At 66.2% G+C, this 18225-nt stretch carries 9 protein-coding genes; 7 read left to right on the top strand and 2 right to left on the bottom strand.

What is annotated here, in order from left to right; all coding sequences use genetic code 11:
- Window positions 1–59: 59 nt before the first annotated feature.
- A complete protein-coding gene (locus AC1MCA_RS17025) occupies window positions 60–3419 on the top strand; it encodes an ATP-dependent helicase (RefSeq protein ID WP_479803442.1) in 3360 nt (1119 codons plus the stop codon).
- On the top strand, window positions 3416–7003 hold the full coding sequence (locus tag AC1MCA_RS17030) for an ATP-dependent helicase (protein WP_479799453.1): 3588 nt from the start codon (window positions 3416–3418) through the stop codon (window positions 7001–7003). The genes AC1MCA_RS17025 and AC1MCA_RS17030 overlap by 4 nt, the downstream gene beginning before the upstream one ends.
- Here AC1MCA_RS17030 and AC1MCA_RS17035 read toward each other — a convergent pair.
- Window positions 6990–8237: a macrolide 2'-phosphotransferase gene (locus AC1MCA_RS17035; RefSeq protein WP_479799458.1), complete on the bottom strand. Its 1248-nt coding sequence runs from the start codon at window positions 8235–8237 to the stop codon at window positions 6990–6992. The two genes, AC1MCA_RS17030 and AC1MCA_RS17035, sit on opposite strands and share 14 nt — an antisense overlap.
- Window positions 8238–8388: 151 nt before the next feature.
- On the opposite strand from AC1MCA_RS17035, the gene nudC reads away from it, so the two are divergent.
- The 3 genes from nudC to AC1MCA_RS17050 are packed head-to-tail and all read left to right on the top strand — an operon-like array spanning window position 8389 to window position 12221.
- Window positions 8389–9411 carry an NAD(+) diphosphatase gene (gene nudC, locus AC1MCA_RS17040; RefSeq protein WP_479799460.1) on the top strand — a complete coding sequence of 341 codons (1023 nt, stop codon included), beginning with the start codon at window positions 8389–8391 and terminating at the stop codon, window positions 9409–9411.
- A gap of 60 nt (window positions 9412–9471) precedes the next feature.
- Window positions 9472–11607 carry an ATP-dependent DNA helicase UvrD2 gene (locus tag AC1MCA_RS17045; protein ID WP_479799461.1) on the top strand — a complete coding sequence of 712 codons (2136 nt, stop codon included), beginning with the start codon at window positions 9472–9474 and terminating at the stop codon, window positions 11605–11607.
- Window positions 11604–12221: a M48 metallopeptidase family protein gene (locus AC1MCA_RS17050; protein ID WP_479799465.1), complete on the top strand. Its 618-nt coding sequence runs from the start codon at window positions 11604–11606 to the stop codon at window positions 12219–12221. The genes AC1MCA_RS17045 and AC1MCA_RS17050 overlap by 4 nt, the downstream gene beginning before the upstream one ends.
- Window positions 12222–12243: 22 nt before the next feature.
- Here the strand turns inward: AC1MCA_RS17050 and AC1MCA_RS17055 are convergent, their stop codons facing one another.
- Complete coding sequence (locus tag AC1MCA_RS17055; RefSeq protein WP_479799468.1) at window positions 12244–13716, bottom strand: zinc-dependent metalloprotease; 1473 nt, start codon at window positions 13714–13716, stop codon at window positions 12244–12246.
- A 131-nt stretch (window positions 13717–13847) separates the two neighbouring features.
- Between AC1MCA_RS17055 and AC1MCA_RS17060 the strand changes: the two genes are divergently transcribed.
- Window positions 13848–15032, top strand: coding sequence for a YlbL family protein (locus AC1MCA_RS17060; protein ID WP_479799471.1), 1185 nt, complete (start codon window positions 13848–13850; stop codon window positions 15030–15032).
- A 137-nt stretch (window positions 15033–15169) separates the two neighbouring features.
- On the top strand, window positions 15170–18187 hold the full coding sequence (locus AC1MCA_RS17065) for a UPF0182 family membrane protein (protein ID WP_479799476.1): 3018 nt from the start codon (window positions 15170–15172) through the stop codon (window positions 18185–18187).
- Window positions 18188–18225 lie beyond the last annotated feature (38 nt).

Raw genomic sequence — 18225 nt, forward strand, 5'->3', positions numbered from 1 at the left:
ACAGCTCCCACGGCGACTCTGAGCCGAACTTAGGCGCAGGCCACCCCGGTGGGACAGGTCTGCGCCTGCTTCCGCCCCGGCAGGTCCACGCCGCCGTTCCGGTGTTGTCGGCGGACCAGGCGGCCGCTGTCGAGGTTCCGCACGGTTCGGGACCGGTGCTGATTCCCGGCGCGCCGGGAACCGGCAAATCCACGGTGCTGATCGAAGCTGCAGTCCGCCGCGCCCTGAAGGACGGAGTGGATCCGGAACGCATCCTGATCCTGGCTCCGGGACGCCTCGCCGCCGACTCGCTGCGGGACCGGTTCACTGCCCGACTGGACAGAAGCCTGAGCACCACACCTGCCCGGACATGGGCCTCGTACGCATTTGACCTGATCCGCCGGGCCAAGTCAGAAGGGATCCTTCCGCTTCCGCGTCAGCCGCGTCTCCTTTCCGGCCCGGAGCAGGACCTCATCATCAGGGAACTGCTGGACGGCCACCGCATGCCGGGCCTGGAACTTCCCTGGCCCGCCGATCTGGAAGCGGCACTGGAAACCCGCGGCTTCCGCCACGAGGTGCGGCAACTGTTCGACCGCATCATCGAATCCGGCCGGACCGCAGAGGATCTGGCGGAGCTGGGCCGTGCATGCGGACGGCCGGACTGGCTTGCTGCTGCGGCACTCTACGCCGAGTACCGGGACGTGCTGGACCTACGGATGCCTGAGGCTTTCGACCCCGCCGGGATCATCACCACAGCACGGCAGATCTTCCAGGATGCCCCTGAATTCCTGGCGGCCGAGCGCGATCGCCTCCAGCTGGTACTCGTGGACGACATCCAGGAAGCCAACCCGGCCGTTTTTGAGCTCCTTGCTGACATAGCCGCGGGCAAGGACTGCTACGTGGCCTTCTCTCCGGACACCGTGGTGCAGGGCTTTCGCGGGGCCAGGCCGGATCTCGTCGCGGACCTGCCGCAGCTCCTTTCCGCTGATAGCAGCGTCCTCGAACGGCCGCTTTGGCACACCCACCGGCACGCACCCGCCATCGCCGAGGCATGGCTCGGCGTCGCAGGACGGATCTCACAGCGCGCCGGAGGCCGGCTGGCCCGGCGGCTCGAGCAGCCGCAACATCAGGCCCCTGCACCGCATGGGTCCGCCGCCGCCGTCGAACCCCGCACTGGGGCTGCGGGGACTGTGGAAGCCCACCTGGTACCTTCGCCGGTCCACGAACTGCGCTATGTTGCCCAGCGCATCCTGGACCAGCACGTTAACCACGGCCGCGATCTCGGGGAGATCGCCGTGATCGTGCGCAACGGCGGGCAGCTCAGTGAGTTGCAGCGTTACCTTACAGGCCAGGGAATTCCGGTGCGGGTCCCGGTGGCTGAGTCCGCTGTCCGCGACGAAGTGGCCGTCCGCCCGCTGCTGGATGCCTATGCCATTGCGCTGGACCCGGCGCAGCTGACGCCCGAGAGCGCCGTCGCGCTCCTCACGTCCCGGATCGGTGGAGCCACGTCCATTGAACTTCGCAGGCTCCGGCAGTCCCTCCGGCAGGAAGAGCTGCTGGGCGGCGGAGGGCGCACCAGCGATGCATTGCTGGTGGAGGCTCTATTGGAGCCGGGGGCATTGGGGACGCTGGGCATGGAGGGTCGCGCCGCCCGTCGTACCGCCCGCATGATCCAGGCCGGCCGGGCAGCGGTGGCCGAGCCAGGCGCTAATGCCGAGTCGGTGCTCTGGGCGCTCTGGCACTCCACCGGACTGGCCAAGGCGTGGACGGAATCTGCATTGTCCGGGGGATCCCACGGCGCGCGGGCGGACCGGGACCTCGATGCCATGATGGCGCTCTTCCACACCGCCGAGCGGTATGTGGACCAGATGCCCGGTGCGGGCCCTGAGCAGTTCCTCGAATACCTCCTGAACCAGGAGCTGCCCATGGACACACTGGCTGCACGGGCCCAGGTGGATGACGCGGTTGAGCTGATGACGCCTGCCAGCGCTGCCGGGCGGCAGTGGCCCGTGGTCATCGTCGCCGGGCTGCAGGAAGGCGTCTGGCCCAACACACGGCTCCGCGGTGAGCTTCTGGGCAGCAGCCTGTACGCCGACGCAGTTGAGCATGGCGTCAGCTACGCTCTGCAGCTCGACCCCCTGAGCCGGTTGCGCGAAATCCGCTACGACGAACTCCGGAGCTTTTCCACGGCGGTCTCCAGGGCCTGCGAGATCCTGATTTGCACGGCCGTTTCGTCAGAGGATGACCAGCCGTCATCATTCCTGGACTACGTCGCGCCACTTGAACCTGGAGTCGAGGGCAGGGGTTTCACGGCCGTGGAACGGCCCATGACCCTCCGTGCGCTGGTGGCAGAACTGCGCCAGTACGCCCAACTGGACGGAAAATACGAGCCCGAAGCCGCCGAGGCAGCCAGGATCCTCGCGCGCCTCGCCTGCGCTGAACCTCCCGCCCCCGGCGCGCACCCGGGCAGCTGGTGGGGCCTGTCCCCGCTGTCATCGTCAGAGCCGGTTGTTCCCCCCGGAGGGACCGTCTACGTTTCACCCTCGAAGGTGGAATCAGTCCAGAAATCCCCGCTTGACTGGTTCGTCCAAGCCGCCGGGGGAGAGGCCGCCACCGATTTTGCCCGCAGCCTGGGCACGCTTGTCCACGCCATCGCGCAGGATATGCCGGATGCCTCCGGAGGCGAGTACGTGGCAGAACTTGTGCGCCGGTGGCCCACGTTGGGCATGAAGGACAACTGGGAAGGCAAACTGGACTTCCAGCGCGCCGAAACCATGGTGCGCAAGCTCGCCAAGTACGTCCTGGTCATGCGCAGCGAAGGCCGAAGCCTGTTGGGGGTGGAACAGGATTTTGAGGTCCGGCTCCCCGACGTAGCTGTGGCCCTGCCCGTGGGCGGACAGGGCGCCGGGACTGATGCGCTGAACACTGCCGACGGCGGCCAGGAACCTGGCAGTGAGGGCGCCGCAGCCGTTCCACGCGCCGCCGTCCTCCGAGGCCAGGTTGACCGGCTTGAGATCGATGCGGAGGGAAGGCTGGTCATTGTGGACCTCAAGACAGGCAAGCGCCAGCCAGGGAAAACGGAGTTGGCCAAACATCCGCAGCTTGGGGCTTATCAGGCTGCAGTTCTTGCCGGCGGTTTCACGGACGGGCTGCCCTCCGGGGGCTCCTCGGCCGGGGCCGCACTGGGAGGTGCCGTGCCGGGCGGGGCGGTGCTGGCACAGCTGGGGACCGCCACCAAGACTCCCGGAATCCAACAGCAGCAACCCCTCGATCCGCAGGAGAACTGGGCATTGGACATGGTTACCGGGGCAGCCGCGGTGATGGCTGGCAACAGTTTCGAGGCACGCCACGATCCAACCAAGAGCGGTCACGGCGGCCACGGCTGCAGGCTGCCGGAGGTTTGTCCCCTGTGCGTCCGCGGAAAGCAGGTCACGGAATGAGGCCGCACTCCCACCTTGCCGAGGCCCCCGCCACCGGGGTGCCGGCAGCTGGCGCCCGGGCTGTCGGTGCCCCGGAACCCGGAATTACCACGCCGGGGCGCCAAACCCCCGAGCCCCTGTTCAGCCCCGAGGAGCTTTCCAGGTTGCTCGGGGAAAAGAACACGCCCACTCCCGAACAGTCCGCCATCATCTCCTCGCCGCTGGCCCCGCGGCTGGTTATCGCGGGAGCCGGATCCGGCAAAACCGCCACCATGGCCGACCGCGTCGTGTGGCTCGTCGCCAACGGCTGGGTGCGGCCTGAGGAAGTCCTGGGTGTCACCTTCACCAGGAAGGCAGCCGGTGAGCTGGCCACACGCATACGGGCCAAACTGGCCTCACTGCAGCGAATTGCCGCCCAGGACACCCGGCATGCCGTCTTCCCCGAGGGGCTCCTCAGCACAGACGCTCTCGAACCCAAAGTGTCCACGTACCACTCGTTTGCCAGCGGCATCGTGTCGGACTACGGGCTGCGGCTGGGTGTGGAACGGGACGTGGTCCTGCTGGGCGGAGCGCTGACCTGGCAGCTGGCCAGCGAAGTGGTGGAAGCCTTCGACGGCGACTACCGCCACTTCAGGGCCGCGAAGTCCACGCTGGTCAAGGCCGTCATCCAGCTCGCGGGCGAATGCGCCGAGCACCTGCAGGAACCGGCCGACGTCGAAGCGTGGCTGATGGCGCGCCTCGCGGAGTTCGAGGAGCGGCCCTATGTTGCCGGCGCTGCGAAGAACGCCCCGCAGGGCGTCGCCGAACTGGCGGCAATGCTGCGCACCAGGGCAAGCGTCGCCGACATGGTGGGCCGTTATTCGGCTGCCAAAAGATCACGCGGTGCACTGGACTTCGGCGATCTGGTGGCCCTGGCGGCGCGTGTGGCACGGGAGATTCCGCTGGCCGCGGACATGGAACGGCAGCGGTACAAAGTGGTCCTCCTGGACGAGTTCCAGGACACCTCCTACGCGCAACTGGTTCTGTTCTCCCGGCTCTTTGGTGAAGGCCATGCTGTCACCGCCGTGGGCGATCCCAACCAGTCGATCTACGGCTTCCGCGGAGCGTCTGCCGGCCAGTTGTTTCACTTCGTCCGGGAATTTCCCGTCCGGTTGGAGGGCGGTGACGGTCAGTTACGGTATGCCCCCGCCCCGACGTCGTATCTCACGACGGCGTGGCGCAACGGGCGCGCCATCCTGTCGGCCGCCAACATCATGTCCCATGCCTTGGGCCGGGCCGGGCAGCAACAAGCGCCCGCCGGTACTGGCGGGACGCCTGCGGCAGCCAACGTGCCGCCGTTGCAGCCCAGTCCTTTCGCCGTGGCAGGTCAGGTGGTGCTGGGCCGGTTCGGCACCGACGTTGATGAGGCGTCTGCCATCGCTGAGGACGTCCTGAGATACCGGATCACCGATTATGAGCGCGCGTCCGACGCCACCCCTGTGCCGCCCGCCCTGGCTGTTTTGTGCCGGCGCCGGGCGCAGATGGAGACCATCCGGCGGGAGTTTGAAGCGAGGGGGATCCCGTACGAGATCGTGGGACTGGGCGGACTGCTTGACACGCCCGAAATCGTCGACCTTGTAGCCACCCTGCGGGTTCTTGCCGACCCCGGGCGCTCCGATTCCCTGATGCGCCTGCTGGCCGGTGCCCGGTGGCGCATCGGGCCGGCCGACCTGATGGCTTTCCGTGACTGGTCCAGCCAACTGGCCCGCAGGCGCGGGCACCTTTCCGCAGCCGGGCCGTCGGAGGACGAACCTTCGGACGGGTCCGGCGAGCCTGTGATCGAGAGCGACCTCACTGACGGAGCGAGTCTGGTCGAGGCACTGGACTGGCTACCGCGTGAAGGCTGGACGTCCTCCCATGGCAGGACCCTGAGCGGCGAAGCACGGGGGCGCCTCGCCAGCCTCTCAGCGGAGCTTCGGCAACTGCGGAGCTACCTGGGTGACGATCTGACCACGCTCCTTGGCGAGGTGGAACGCGCCATGCTGCTTGATATCGAAGTTGCGGCCCGCCCCGGGACGAGCATCCACCAGGCACGCCGCAACCTTGACGCTTTCCAGGACGCAGCCGCCGGCTTCCTGAGGACCTCGCACCGGGTGGACATCCTGGCGTTCCTGGCCTGGCTGGAGGCGGCGGCTGCCGAGGAAAACGGCCTCGAAGCGCCGGCAACCGACGTCAACCGCGAGGCCGTGCAGTTACTCACAGTCCACGCCTCCAAAGGCCTGGAATGGGATGTCGTCTTTGTGCCTGGCCTTAACGCCGGTGCCTTTCCCAGCAGCAAGGACTCCCGTTGGAGCAGCGGAGCGGCAGCCCTGCCCTGGCCCCTTCGCGGGGACCGGGCTGATTTGCCCCAATGGGATACCGACCAGCCGGACCAGAAAGGCTGGCTGGATGCTGAAAAGGACTTCAAAGCCGCAGTCCAGGCCCACGGTGAGGGAGAGGAACGACGGCTGGCATATGTCGCCTACACCCGGGCAAAGCACGTCCTGTGGGTTTCCAGTGCAGCTTGGGTGGGATCGCGGGCAGGGCGGGCAGACATGTCACCTTTCCTCGCTGAGCTGGAAAAGCTTGTCTCAGCGGACGGCGGGGAAACGGGTTCCGCCGTCGTTCACCCCGCGTCGGTTAACGAAGCGTCGTTGCCGGAGAAAAGCCCTTTGACCACCGAGACCGAGCTGGCCGGGTGGCCCTATGATCCGTTGGAAGGCCCGGTGGATCCGCGGACCGGCCAACGCCTGCGGCTGGTCCCTGGAAGACGGCTGGCGATGGAGGCAGCTGCCGCACGTGTAATGGCCGGCATTGCGGGCTGGACGCCGGACGCTGAGCCCGAGGCGGCGGACTCCCCGAAATCGTTCCCGCCGGACCGGGTGGCTGAGCGGGGGCTCCGGGGCGCTGCCGCCGGTTGGACAAAAGAAGCTGACCTGCTCCTGGAGCGACGGTCCCGGCGCGCGGGCGGCCAGGATGTGCACCTGCCCGGGCATATTTCTGCGTCCACCCTGGTGGATCTCGGCGAGGATCCCCAAAGCGTGGTGGGCCGCCTGCGAAGGCCCGTACCGCGTGAGCCTGGCATGTCCGCCCGGAAGGGAACAGCGTTCCACTCCTGGGTGGAGGAATACTTCGGTACTGCGGGAATGCTGGACCTCGGCGAGGCGCCGGGTTCTGATGAGCATATTGATGCAGCCTACGATCTGGATGCCATGGTGGCGACCTTCAAAGCATCCGAGTGGGCGGACCGATCGCCTGCGTTTGTCGAAGTGCCCGTGGAAACCCGGGTCGGCGAGGTTGTGGTCCGCGGGCGCATTGACGCCGTCTTCCGCGATGCCGATGGCAGATGGGACCTCGTGGACTGGAAAACCGGGCGCCGGCCTTCAGCGGCGCAGCTCAGGGCGAAGTCGGTCCAGCTGGCCGTCTACCGGCTCGCTTGGGCCAGGCTGAAGGGTGTGCCACTTGACGACGTCAGGGCTGCCTTCTTCTATGTGGCGGACAACCAGGTGGTGAGGCCGCACGATCTGGGTTCAGCCGACGAGCTCGAAAAGATTGTTGGCACGGCGCTGGGCGTCAGCGCCTCGTGACGTCGATGATGCTGATGGCCGCCGTGGACGTGTCGTCGGCAGACCCGAGAGCCGGTTTGTCCTTTGCAGGTTCGTTCCCCGCCGGGGATGCTTGCGCCCCGGGGGATGGCTCCTCCGCTTTGCCGCCGGCAGGCTCAGGGTCCGCGGGGATGGGCCCCACTTCTACGGCAGGCAGGGCCGAGGCCGGCTGTTCCGGCAACCCGGGTACCGGGACCACTGTGACCGCCGGAGACGGAACGGCACTTACTGCAGGGGTTGGGACAACCGTGACGGCCGGTGCTTCCTGGCCGGGCAGCGGTTCGACGCTGATTGCCTGGCCGCCGTGCTCTGCGATGTCGGATGCGAGGGTCTCAAGCATCCCTTCAGCCTCGGCGACCATGGCGGGGTCCCCGGCTGCGATTCCCTTCACCAGGTACTGCGCCAAGGCGAATTCGGCGGACAGTGCAGCCCTCCGGAGCAGGTGCTGATCGGGAGCGTCCCGGCGGGCCCGGGTATAGCTGCTGAGGACGGCATCCACGAAGTCCTGTTCGTTGGAGGCAACAAGCCACGCGAAGTCGTCGGCGGGATCGCCGATCCGCAGGTCCGTCCAGCCTGTTACCGCCGTGACGCGGCTGCCTTCCACGAGCAGGTTGTCCTCATGGAGGTCGCCGTGGACCACACACGGGTTGAACCGCCACAACGAGACGTCCTCCAGGGCGTGTTCCCAGCGGAGCAGCAGCAACGCCGGAATCTTCCCGGTGGTCGCTGCCTGGTCGAGTTCGTTCAGCCGGCGCTGCCGGAATTCGTTCGGGGTGTAACTGGGCAGGTCGGCGTTGCTGACCAGGGACTGCGGCAGATCATGGATTGCCGCGAGAGTGGCCCCGATCTCCCGGGCAAGCACGTCCGGCCCGGCGGTGAGTTCCTCCACGCTGCGGGTACTGCCGGCCAGGTGGGAGTACACAAAGGTGCTGAGGCTGCCCAGACGTACGCTGCCGGCCACAGTGGGCATGAGGAACGGCAACTCAGCCCGGATGGCCGGTGCGAAAGCGCGGAGCACCAGGAATTCCGTTTCCAGCCGGGCGCTGGCTTCAGCGTGCCTCGGCGACCTGACCCTCCACCGCTTGCCTTCCGAGTCAAGGAGCAGTGCGGAGTCGAAATCCGCGGGATCGTCCGCAGCGGAGCTGACAGCTGTTGGCGTTAGCCCGGGGACTGCCGCGGTTGCAACGGCTGCCAGTTCGATCGGTTTTCTTCTCACCGTTCCACGGTAGATTGACTGGCGTCCAAGACGATGATGCGCGGGCGGCGAGTCCGAAGATATGCTCCAAAACTCCGCTCCGGAGCGGGCCCTGCCCCCGGAAGGAGACCGCTGAATGTAAATTGTCGGTTCGAGTCAGTACGGTGGACACATGAGTCATGCCGAGTCCGCAACACCGGCCTACCCGGCGCAGGCAGTCGATCTGCCGGCCAACCACCTTTTCGATACCGTGCTTCCGGTGCGGCCGGCCCTGGTTGACCGCGGATCGGCAGAGCGGGTCCGGCCAGGCATGGTGGACCGACTCCTCGAACAGGAAGGCACCCTGGCCGTAGTCCTCTCCGGCCGGCAGGCCGTGGTGCAGGGCAACACGCTGTGGCTTTCATCTGCCCCACGTCTGCTCGCCGCATTGAGGGACGTGGGATCGGCCCCGGACCTGGTCATCTACCTCGGCGCTGCATTGGCCGGCTCAGACCTCCCCGCAGGCACCGGGGTTGTCCTTTTTGTCCTGGCTGCGCCGTTGGATCCGGGCACGGCAGGGATCCCCTCCGACGCTTCCTGGGCCGGTTTCCGGGACGTGGCGTCAGTCCTTGCCCCGACGGATACTGCCCTGTTTGTTGAAGCAAGTGCCATCGCCAACTGGCACGCAGGCCATACCCACTGTCCCCGGTGCGGAGTCCCCACCACTGTTGAGGCCGGCGGCTGGGTCCGGCGCTGCCCCCAGGACGGCTCGGAGCACTATCCGAGGACTGATCCCGCCATCATCGTTACGGTCGTTGGTCCGGACGGGAGGCTCCTGCTGGGTGGCGGAGGACCGGTCGATGCCAGGAACTATTCCACGCTCGCGGGTTTTGTTGAGCCCGGTGAGTCCCTGGAACAGGCTGTGGTCAGGGAAATCCACGAGGAAGTGGGGGTCAGGGTGACCGGATGCCAGTACCTCGGATCGCAGTCGTGGCCGTTCCCTGCCTCCCTTATGCTTGGTTTCACCGCTGTCACCGCAGACCACGAGGCGAAGCCCGACGGCGTGGAAGTGACCCGGGCACGTTGGTTCAGCCGGGAGGAACTCCAGGAAGCGGTACTGGCGGGGGAGATCACCATCTCCAGCAGGCTTTCGATTGCCCGCTCCCTGATCGAGCACTGGTACGGCGGCCGGATCATGGACCGGGCCGACGCCTGATACGCAACACCCATTGGCCAGACGCCAGCACGTGGCCGTCGCGACAACAAAGCAGCAGAAGTGACCACAGAGAATTTTGACAGCGCAGAGTCCCTCGAGGAACGCATCCTGGGGGGACTTGATACCGAACAGCGCGAGGTCGCCAGCACGCTCAACGGGCCCTTGTGCGTCCTGGCCGGCGCCGGCACCGGAAAGACCCGGGCCATCACGCACCGGATCGCCTATGGCGTGCACTCGGGTGTGTACAGCCCACAGCGGCTCCTGGCTGTGACGTTTACGGCAAGGGCAGCGGCGGAGATGCGCAGCAGGCTCCGGGACCTGGGTGTGGGCAATGTGCAGGCCCGGACGTTCCACGCCGCCGCCTTGAGGCAATTGCAGTTCTTCTGGCCGCAGGCCGTGGGTGGCACCTTGCCGAATCTGCTGGACCACAAAGCCCAGATGATCGCGGAGGCGTCCCGCCGGCTCAGGCTCAGTACCGACCGCGCGTCCATCCGGGACCTCGCCTCGGAGATCGAGTGGGCCAAGGTTTCTATGCTGACCCCCGCGAACTACCTTGAGAATGCACAGGGGAGGGGAACCCCCGGCGGGTTCGACCTCACCGCCGTCGCCCGGGTTTTCCAGTCCTACGAGGACGTCAAGACCGACCGCAACGTCATCGACTTTGAAGACGTGCTCCTGATCACCGTTGGCATCCTGCAGGAGGACCAGAAGGTCGCCGCCACAGTCCGCGAACAGTACCGGCACTTTGTGGTGGATGAGTACCAGGACGTTTCCCCGCTGCAGCAGCGTCTCCTGGAACTGTGGCTTGGCGGCCGTGACGAGCTGTGCGTTGTCGGCGACGCCAGCCAGACGATTTACTCCTTCACCGGCGCGTCGCCCAAGCACCTGCTGGGTTTCAAAGCGCTGTATCCGGAAGCCAACGTGGTGAAGCTGATCCGCGATTACCGTTCCACGCCACAGGTGGTGAAGCTGGCCAACGATCTCCTGGCGGCGCGGCGCAGCGGCGGACCGGTTGCCGATGCTGCCTGGGCCACACCGCTGCAGCTCGTGGCGCAGCGGCCGGCAGGGCCGGTACCGCAGTTCACCGAATGCACCGACGACGAAGCTGAAGCTGCCACCGTGGCCCTCAAGGTCCGGGAACTGCTCGACGCCGGCACTCCCGCCAGCCAGGTCGCCGTCCTGTTCCGCACCAACGGGCAGTCCGAAGCCTATGAGCAGGCGCTGGCTGCGGCCGGGATCGGGTACCAGCTTCGTGGCGGTGAGCGGTTCTTCGCCCGCAAGGAAGTCCGCGACGCCATTCTTCAGCTGCGGGCAGCCACCCGTGCAGTGGCCGAGACCTCGTCGCCGGAGCCGCTGGGCCAGCTGGTCCGGGACATCGTTGCATCCCTTGGATATACGGAGACTGCACCCCACAACGGCGGTGCATTGCGTGAACGCTGGGAGTCACTGGCAGCGCTGGTGGCGCTCGCGGACGAACTGGTACAGGTCCGGGGCGGGCAGTTCAGCCTCGCGGATTTCGTCAATGAACTGCAGGAACGGTCCCTGGCGCAGCATGCGCCCACCGTGCAAGGGGTGACCTTGGCATCCCTGCACGCAGCCAAGGGCCTCGAATGGGACGCGGTCTTCCTGGTGGGCCTCAGCGAAGGCCTGATGCCTATCTCCTTCGCAGACACTCCCGAAGCCGTTGACGAGGAACGCCGGCTGCTCTACGTGGGAATCACCCGCGCGCGCGAGCACCTGGCCCTGTCCTGGTCCACCGCCCGCACACCCGGCGGACGGGCCAACCGCAAGCCCTCGCGTTTCCTGGACGGGCTCCGTCCCAACTCGGTGGCCAGTTCCAGCGCCCGCGGAAAGGGCCCTGCGCCGCGGCGGAAAGCCGCTGCCCCCGCCACCTGCCGGGTCTGCGGGAGCATGCTGGCCAGCGGCGCGGAACGCAAAGTGGGGCGGTGTAACGACTGCCCGCCCAGTTACGAGGAGCAGACCTTCGAGGCGCTCCGGCAGTGGCGCAAGGAGATTGCGTTGTCAGCCGAGGTGCCGGCGTTCGTGGTGTTCACGGACGCCACGCTGACGGCCATCGCAGAGGCCAAACCGTCCACTTTGGAGGAACTGGCCGCTCTCGCCGGCGTGGGCCCATCCAAGCTGGAACGCTACGGTGAGGACGTCCTTCGCGTGCTGGTTGAAAGCACCACCCTATGAGGCAGCCGCAGGGCGGGCCGGGCCAGGCCCCGCTCACCACTCCTGACGGAATGCCGGTTGAGGTTCGGCGGTCCGCGCGCCGGACCAGGACCGTCGCCGCGTTCTGGGAGAACGGGACGGCGGTGGTGGCCATCCCCGCCCGTTTCACCGTGGCGCAGGAGCGGGAATGGGTCCACCGCATGCTGGACAAGCTGCACCGCCAGGGGGCGAAGCGTTCCAGGCAGGGGAAGAAGCAGCCAGCGACGGACGCCGCCCTGGCAGCCCACGCTGCCGATTTATCCGCCAAGTATTTTGGTGGCAGGGCAGTCCCGACGTCGGTCCGTTGGGTCAGCAACCAGAACTCACGCTGGGGCTCGGCGACGCCGTCGGAAGGGACCATCCGGCTCTCCGACAAGCTCCGCCCCATGCCGCAATGGGTCATCGACTACGTATTGCTGCATGAACTTGCCCACCTTCTGGTGGCCGGGCACAACGCGGCGTTCTGGAAACTGCTGGAGGCCTACCCCGATACGATGCGGGCCAAGGCATTCCTGGAGGGCGTGTCATTTGCCACCGGACGTGGCCTGGGGCCGGACAGCGACAGCGGGGACCCCGGCCGCACCGACGCTGACTAGCGGCGCGGCGGCCGGCGGGCCGCTACGCCTTTTCGTCGTCCGGGTTCTGCCCCTGAGTCTTCCCATCACCGGCGCCGGGCTGTTCGCCGTCGGCGGCGTCCGCACTGCCGTCTGAATTGTCGGTGGCGTCCGTACCGTTCTCCGGCGCTTTGTCGAATCCTCCGCTGAGCAGCTTCTGCAGTGCATCATCGACTTCGCTGTCGCTGGCCTCGGACAGCTGGCGGCGTCCGCTGAAGCCCTGGGGGTCATCCAGATCCTCTGCGGTGGGCAGAAGGTCAGGGTGCTGCCAGATGGCGTCGCGTCCGGCAATGCCCCGTTCGTCCTTCAGGGTGGCCCACAAGGTGGCCGCCTCCCGCAGGCGCCGGGGACGCAGTTCGAGCCCCACGAGCGAGGAAAAGGCGTGCTCTGCGGGTCCGCCGGTGGCGCGGCGGCGCCGGACGGTTTCGCGGAGGGCAGCGGCCGACGGCAGCAGCTTCTCGGTGGCGGCGGCACTGAGCTCATCCACCCAGCCCTCAACGAGTGCCAGGGCAGTCTCCAGCTTTTCCAGCGCCTGTTCCTGTGCCGGAGTCCGCTGGGGCATGAACACCCCTTGCGACAGCGCCTCCTGGATGCCTTCGGGATTGCTGGGGTCCAGATCCCTGGCCAGTTCCTCAATACGGGAAGTGTCTATGTGGATGCCCCGGGCATAGGCCTCGATGGCTCCCAGCAGGTGTCCCCGCAGCCAGGGAACCTGGACAAAGAGCCGCGCATGGGCCGCCTCGCGGACAGCAAGGAACAAGCGGATGTCATTTTCCGGCAGGCTCAGGCCCGCACCGAAGGATGCGACATTGGCCGGCAGCAGGGCCATTTCGAGGTCGGCGAGCGGCACGCCTATGTCCGTGGAGCTGACCACCTCGCCGGAGAGGGCGCCGATGGCCTGCCCCAGCTGCATGCCGAAGATCGCGCCGCCCATGTTCTGCAGCATGGAGGACGCCCCGCCCATCATGGACTTCATCTCTTCGGGCATCTGCTCGGTCATGGCGCTGGAGAGCGCATTGGCGATGCTGTTGGCCACCGGTTCGGTGAGCCGCTTCCACGTTCCGAGGGTGGCCTCCACCCACTCTGCGCGCGACCAGGCGCGGCCAATCAGGCCGGTCGCCGGGAGATCGGTCACCGGATCCAGCCACAACTCGGCGAGCCGCAGGGCTTCGTCCACTTCCCGGCTCTGCAGTGACGTGACGGAGGGGTCCGCGCTGCTGGCGGCGACCCTGCGTGCGTTCTCATGGGCGAGCTGCCAATTGACAGGCCCCTCCGAAGGGGCGCTCATCATGGCCTGGACCTGGGAGAACATCTGCGCCAGGAGATTGGGGTCATCCGGCAGGCCGGCCGCTTTCGCCAGTTCGGCGGGGTCGAAGTTTTCCATGCCCTTGCCGCCCATCAGGTTCTGCAGCATTTCTGCCAACGGATCCTTCGGCGTTTCGTCGCCGTTGGACGGATTGAGTGGGTTGGAGGTCATGATCCCGCCGATCGTCGGTGTGACTGTTCACGTTTCACGGTACCCCGGGCCGGGGCGGCTGTCTGCCGCACAGGCGTTACGTTCGCTGTAGGCAAAGAGCTGCCCGGGCCGCACCGCGTAGTGTTGGTCCGGTGATTACAACCCGTGGCGGACATCCCAGCGAGGACCACGCTCCCGAGCTCGACGCCGGCGCAACAGTGAGTGCCGCAGCCCCCCCAAGCGATCCGGCCGGTGCCGGTCAGGCCGCCTCCCGCCGCTACCGGCCGGAGGACAAACGGGTGTCAGTGATGATGCTCTCCGGAGTGCTGGCACTGGGGCTGGGAATCGCCGTCGGGACCGTTCCCGTGCCGTATGTGATTGAGTCGCCCGGGCCTACCTTCAACACGCTGGGCCAGTCCCAGGGCAGCCCGGTTATCAGCGTCACCGGCCGCGAAACCTACCCCGCCAACGGAAACCTGGATCTGACGACGGTCTACGTCGACGGCGGCCCTAACGGCCCGGTCAGTATCCTCGGCGCCTTCACCGGCTGGCTTGACGGGACCAAGTCCGTATATCCGGAGGAACTGATCTACCCCACCGGGACCACAAAGGAGCAGGCCGAAGAGCAAAGCTCCGTGGCCATGACCACGTCGCAGGAGAACGCGGTCGCATCGGCACTCAACGAGCTGGACATCCCTTTCGGCCAGCAGCTCCAGTCTGCAGGGCTTTCCGACGGGTCGCCGTCGGAGGGGAAGATCGAGGAAGGTGACGTTTTCGAATCAATCAACGGCAAGCCGGTGACGTCCCTCGCGGTCATCCAGGAGGAGCTGGCGGCAGGCAACGGGGCTCCTGCCACGGTAGTGGTGCGGCGGGCGGGGGAGCCTGTCACACAGACCATCAGCCCCAAGGACAACGGAGCGGGCCGCTACATCCTGGGCGTCATGCTGAAGTACCTGTTCACCTTCCCCTTTGACGTGAAGATTTCGCTGGACAAGGTGGGTGGACCCAGCGCGGGGCTGATGTTTTCGTTGGGCATCATTGACACTGTGACGCCAGGCGACCTCACCGGTGGCAAGCATGTGGCCGGGACCGGCACCATCACCCCTGACGGTGCCGTCGGGCCCATTGGCGGGATCCAGCAGAAGATGCAGGGAGCGCGTGCCGGGGGAGCCACTTTGTTCCTGGCGCCGGCTGCCAACTGTGACGACGTCGTGGGTCATGTTCCGGACGGCCTGCAGGTGGTGAAGGTGGAGAATCTCGCGGAGGCGCGCCGCGCCGTCGAACTCTCCGGTTCAGGGCAGGACACGTCCGCTTTGCCCGTGTGTACCAGCAACTAGACTGAGCGCAGGAACTAAGCTTTACCGCCACTCGTGGCAAATATGACGGACGATGCCACACGCTTGACCGGTGCCGGACGTCGACCGCACGCACGCTCTCACATGTAAATCTGTCGACCAGCTATGAGGTACCGAGTTTGTCCCGTCCTACCAGCCCCATCCCGCCCGGAAGACCCCCCTCAAGACGCGGCGCGCTGACGCCGACGCTGGTTGTCGTTGCCCTCGTAGTGGTGGGCTTCATCTTCTTTGCAAATGTCTGGACAGACGTCCTCTGGTACCGGCAGCTCGGCTACTTCGAGGTGTTTGTGACCGAGAACCTCGCCCGGATCGGGATCTTCCTGGCCGGATTCGCGGTGATGTTCCTTGCGGTCTTTTTTGCTATCCGGGTCGCATATCACGCACGGCCTGTCTACGCGCCGGACTCTGAGATCCGCGACAACCTCAACCGTTACCAGGCCCAGCTGGAGCCGGTCCGCCGCGTCGTGATGGTGGGCCTGCCGATCCTGTTCGGCCTTTTTGCCGGAAGCGCGGCGGCCAGCCAGTGGCAGAAGGTGCTGCTGTTCTTCAACCAGGAGCCGTTCGGACAGAAAGACCCGGAATTCGATCTGGACATCAGCTTCTACCTGATGAGCCTGCCGTTCTTCGGCTTCGTGACAGGTTTCCTCATCAGCGTGGTGGTCATTGCAGGCATCGCCGGAATCCTTACGCACTACCTCTATGGCAGCATCAGGCTGATGGAACGCGGTGTCTTCACCAGCCGGGCGGCGCAGATCCACCTCGCTGTGACCGGCGCGGCATTCCTGATCCTGCTTGGCATCAATTTCTGGCTTGACCGTTACGCGGCCCTGCAGAACAACGGCGGGCGCTGGGCGGGCGCGCTGTATACGGACATCAATGCCGTCATCCCCACCAAATCGATCCTCGCGGTGGCTGCCGGCCTGGTAGCCATCCTCTTCATCGTGGCCGCCATCATTGGCCGCTGGCGCCTGCCGGTCATCGGCACGGCGATGCTGGTCATCACCTCCATCCTTGCCGGCGGAGTGTACCCGTGGGTCATTCAGCAGTTCCAGGTCCGCCCATCCGAGCAGACGCTGGAGAAGGATTACATCGAGCGAAACATCAACAACACCAGGGCCGCTTACGGCCTGGACAAGATCCAGGTGGACCGCTACGACGCCACCAACACCGCCACCACTGGCGCGCTCGCCCCGGACGCCCAGACGACGGCCAACATCAGGCTGCTTGACCCCAACCTGATCTCCGATGCGTTTTCCCAGTTGGAGCAGTACCGCCCGTACTACCAGTTCCCGGAAGCGCTGAACGTCGACCGGTACGAGGTGGACGGCAAGATCCAGGACACTGTCATCGCCGTCCGCGAGCTGAATCCGGTCAACGTCGCCAGCAACCAGCAGGGCTGGCTCAACCAGCACGTTGTCTACACCCACGGCTACGGCGTAGTGGCGGCCAAGGGAAACAAGTTCACGGTTGACGGGAAGCCCGAATTCCTCCAGTCGGGGATCCCCTCCACCGGTGTCCTCGGTGATGATTCCACGTACCAGCCGCGGATCTACTTCGGCGAAAACTCCCCTGAGTACTCGATTGTGGGCGCTCCCGACGGGGCCGCCCCGCGTGAGCAGGACCGTCCCTCCGGCGAGGGAGAGACCCAGTACACGTTCGATGGCAACGGCGGACCCAACGTGGGGAGCTTCTTCAACAAAGTCCTCTACTCCATCAAATTCCAGTCCTCGGACCTGCTGCTCTCCGATGGTGTGAACGAAGAGTCCCAGATCCTTTATGACCGGAATCCGCGCGACCGCGTGGAGAAGGTCGCCCCCTACCTGACTGTGGACGGCAACGCCTATCCGGCGGTGGTCGACGGCCGCGTCAAGTGGATTGTGGACGGCTACACCACCAGCCAGTACTACCCGTACTCGCAGCAGGAGCAGCTCTCGGCCGCCACCACGGATTCACAGACCACCTCGGGCCGGACGGTTGCCTTGCCCAACAGCTCGGTGAACTACATCAGGAACTCCGTGAAGGCCACCGTTGACGCGTATGACGGCTCAGTGACCCTGTATGCGTGGGACGATCAGGATCCCGTGCTGAAGGCCTGGCAGAAGGTCTTTCCGACGTCCCTGAAGCCTTACTCGGAGATGTCCGGCGATGTCATGAGCCACGTCCGTTACCCGGAGGATCTTTTCAAGGTCCAGCGCGAGCTCCTGGGCCGTTACCACGTGACCGAACCCGGGAGTTTTTACCAGGCCAAGGATGTCTGGAGCGTGCCGAACGATCCCACAGTGGACACCGAAGTGAAGCAGCCGCCGTTCTACATGTCGCTGCAGATGCCTGACCAGGAACAGCCCGCGTTCCAGCTCACGTCCTCCTTCATTCCACAGATTGTCAACGGCACCGCCCGGAACGTCCTCTACGGTTTCCTCGCGGCTGACTCTGACGCGGGGAAGGAGAAGGGCGTGAAAGCTGAAAGCTACGGCCAGTTGAGGCTCCTCCAGATTCCACCGGAGATCCAGGTTCCCGGGCCGGGCCAGGCCCAGAACAAGTTCAACTCCGATCCCACAGTCTCCCAGGCGCTGAACCTGCTCCGGCAGGGCGCCTCAGAGGTGCTCAACGGTAACCTGCTGACACTTCCGGTGGGCGGCGGCATCCTGTATGTCCAGCCGGTTTACCTGAAATCCACAGGTGAGACTTCATATCCAACGCTGCAGCGTGTCCTGGTGGCCTTTGGTGACAAGGTGGGCTTCGCGCCGACCCTGGATGGAGCCCTGAAGCAGCTGTTCGGGGGTGACTCCGGCGCGCAGGCCGGCGACTCCGACAACACGGGTCAGACACCTGCAGCTCCGGGAGCGCCGCCAGCGGTCAGTGCGGGGGCACAGGCTGACCTGAAGGCCGCGCTGAACGAGGCAAATGCCGCGATCCGGGCGGGCCAGGCTGCGTTGGCTGCCGGCGACTTTGCGGCGTATGGGGAAGAGCAGAAGAAACTCTCTGCAGCCCTCCAGAAGGCCACAGAGGCCGAGGGCAAGATCCCGGCGCCGGCACCTGAAGCCACGCCCTCGCCGGGAGCCACACCGTCAGCGGAGGCCACGCCGTCGCCCGAAGCCACACCGTCGGGGACGCCCTCGCCGGCGGCCAGCAACTGATGGCCTGACCCAGCGAGACCCACATCACGCCACCAGGA

Source organism: Arthrobacter sp. BK1 (assembly GCF_056680055.1).

Bases quoted from the DNA above. Each gene is read 5' to 3' on its own strand.
- AC1MCA_RS17055 (WP_479799468.1), bottom strand. From the start codon at position 13,716: ATGACCTCCAACCCACTCAATCCGTCCAACGGCGACGAAACGCCGAAG.
- AC1MCA_RS17050 (WP_479799465.1), top strand. From the start codon at position 11,604: ATGAGGCAGCCGCAGGGCGGGCCGGGCCAGGCCCCGCTCACCACTCCT.
- nudC (WP_479799460.1), top strand. From the start codon at position 8,389: ATGAGTCATGCCGAGTCCGCAACACCGGCCTACCCGGCGCAGGCAGTC.
- AC1MCA_RS17030 (WP_479799453.1), top strand. From the start codon at position 3,416: ATGAGGCCGCACTCCCACCTTGCCGAGGCCCCCGCCACCGGGGTGCCG.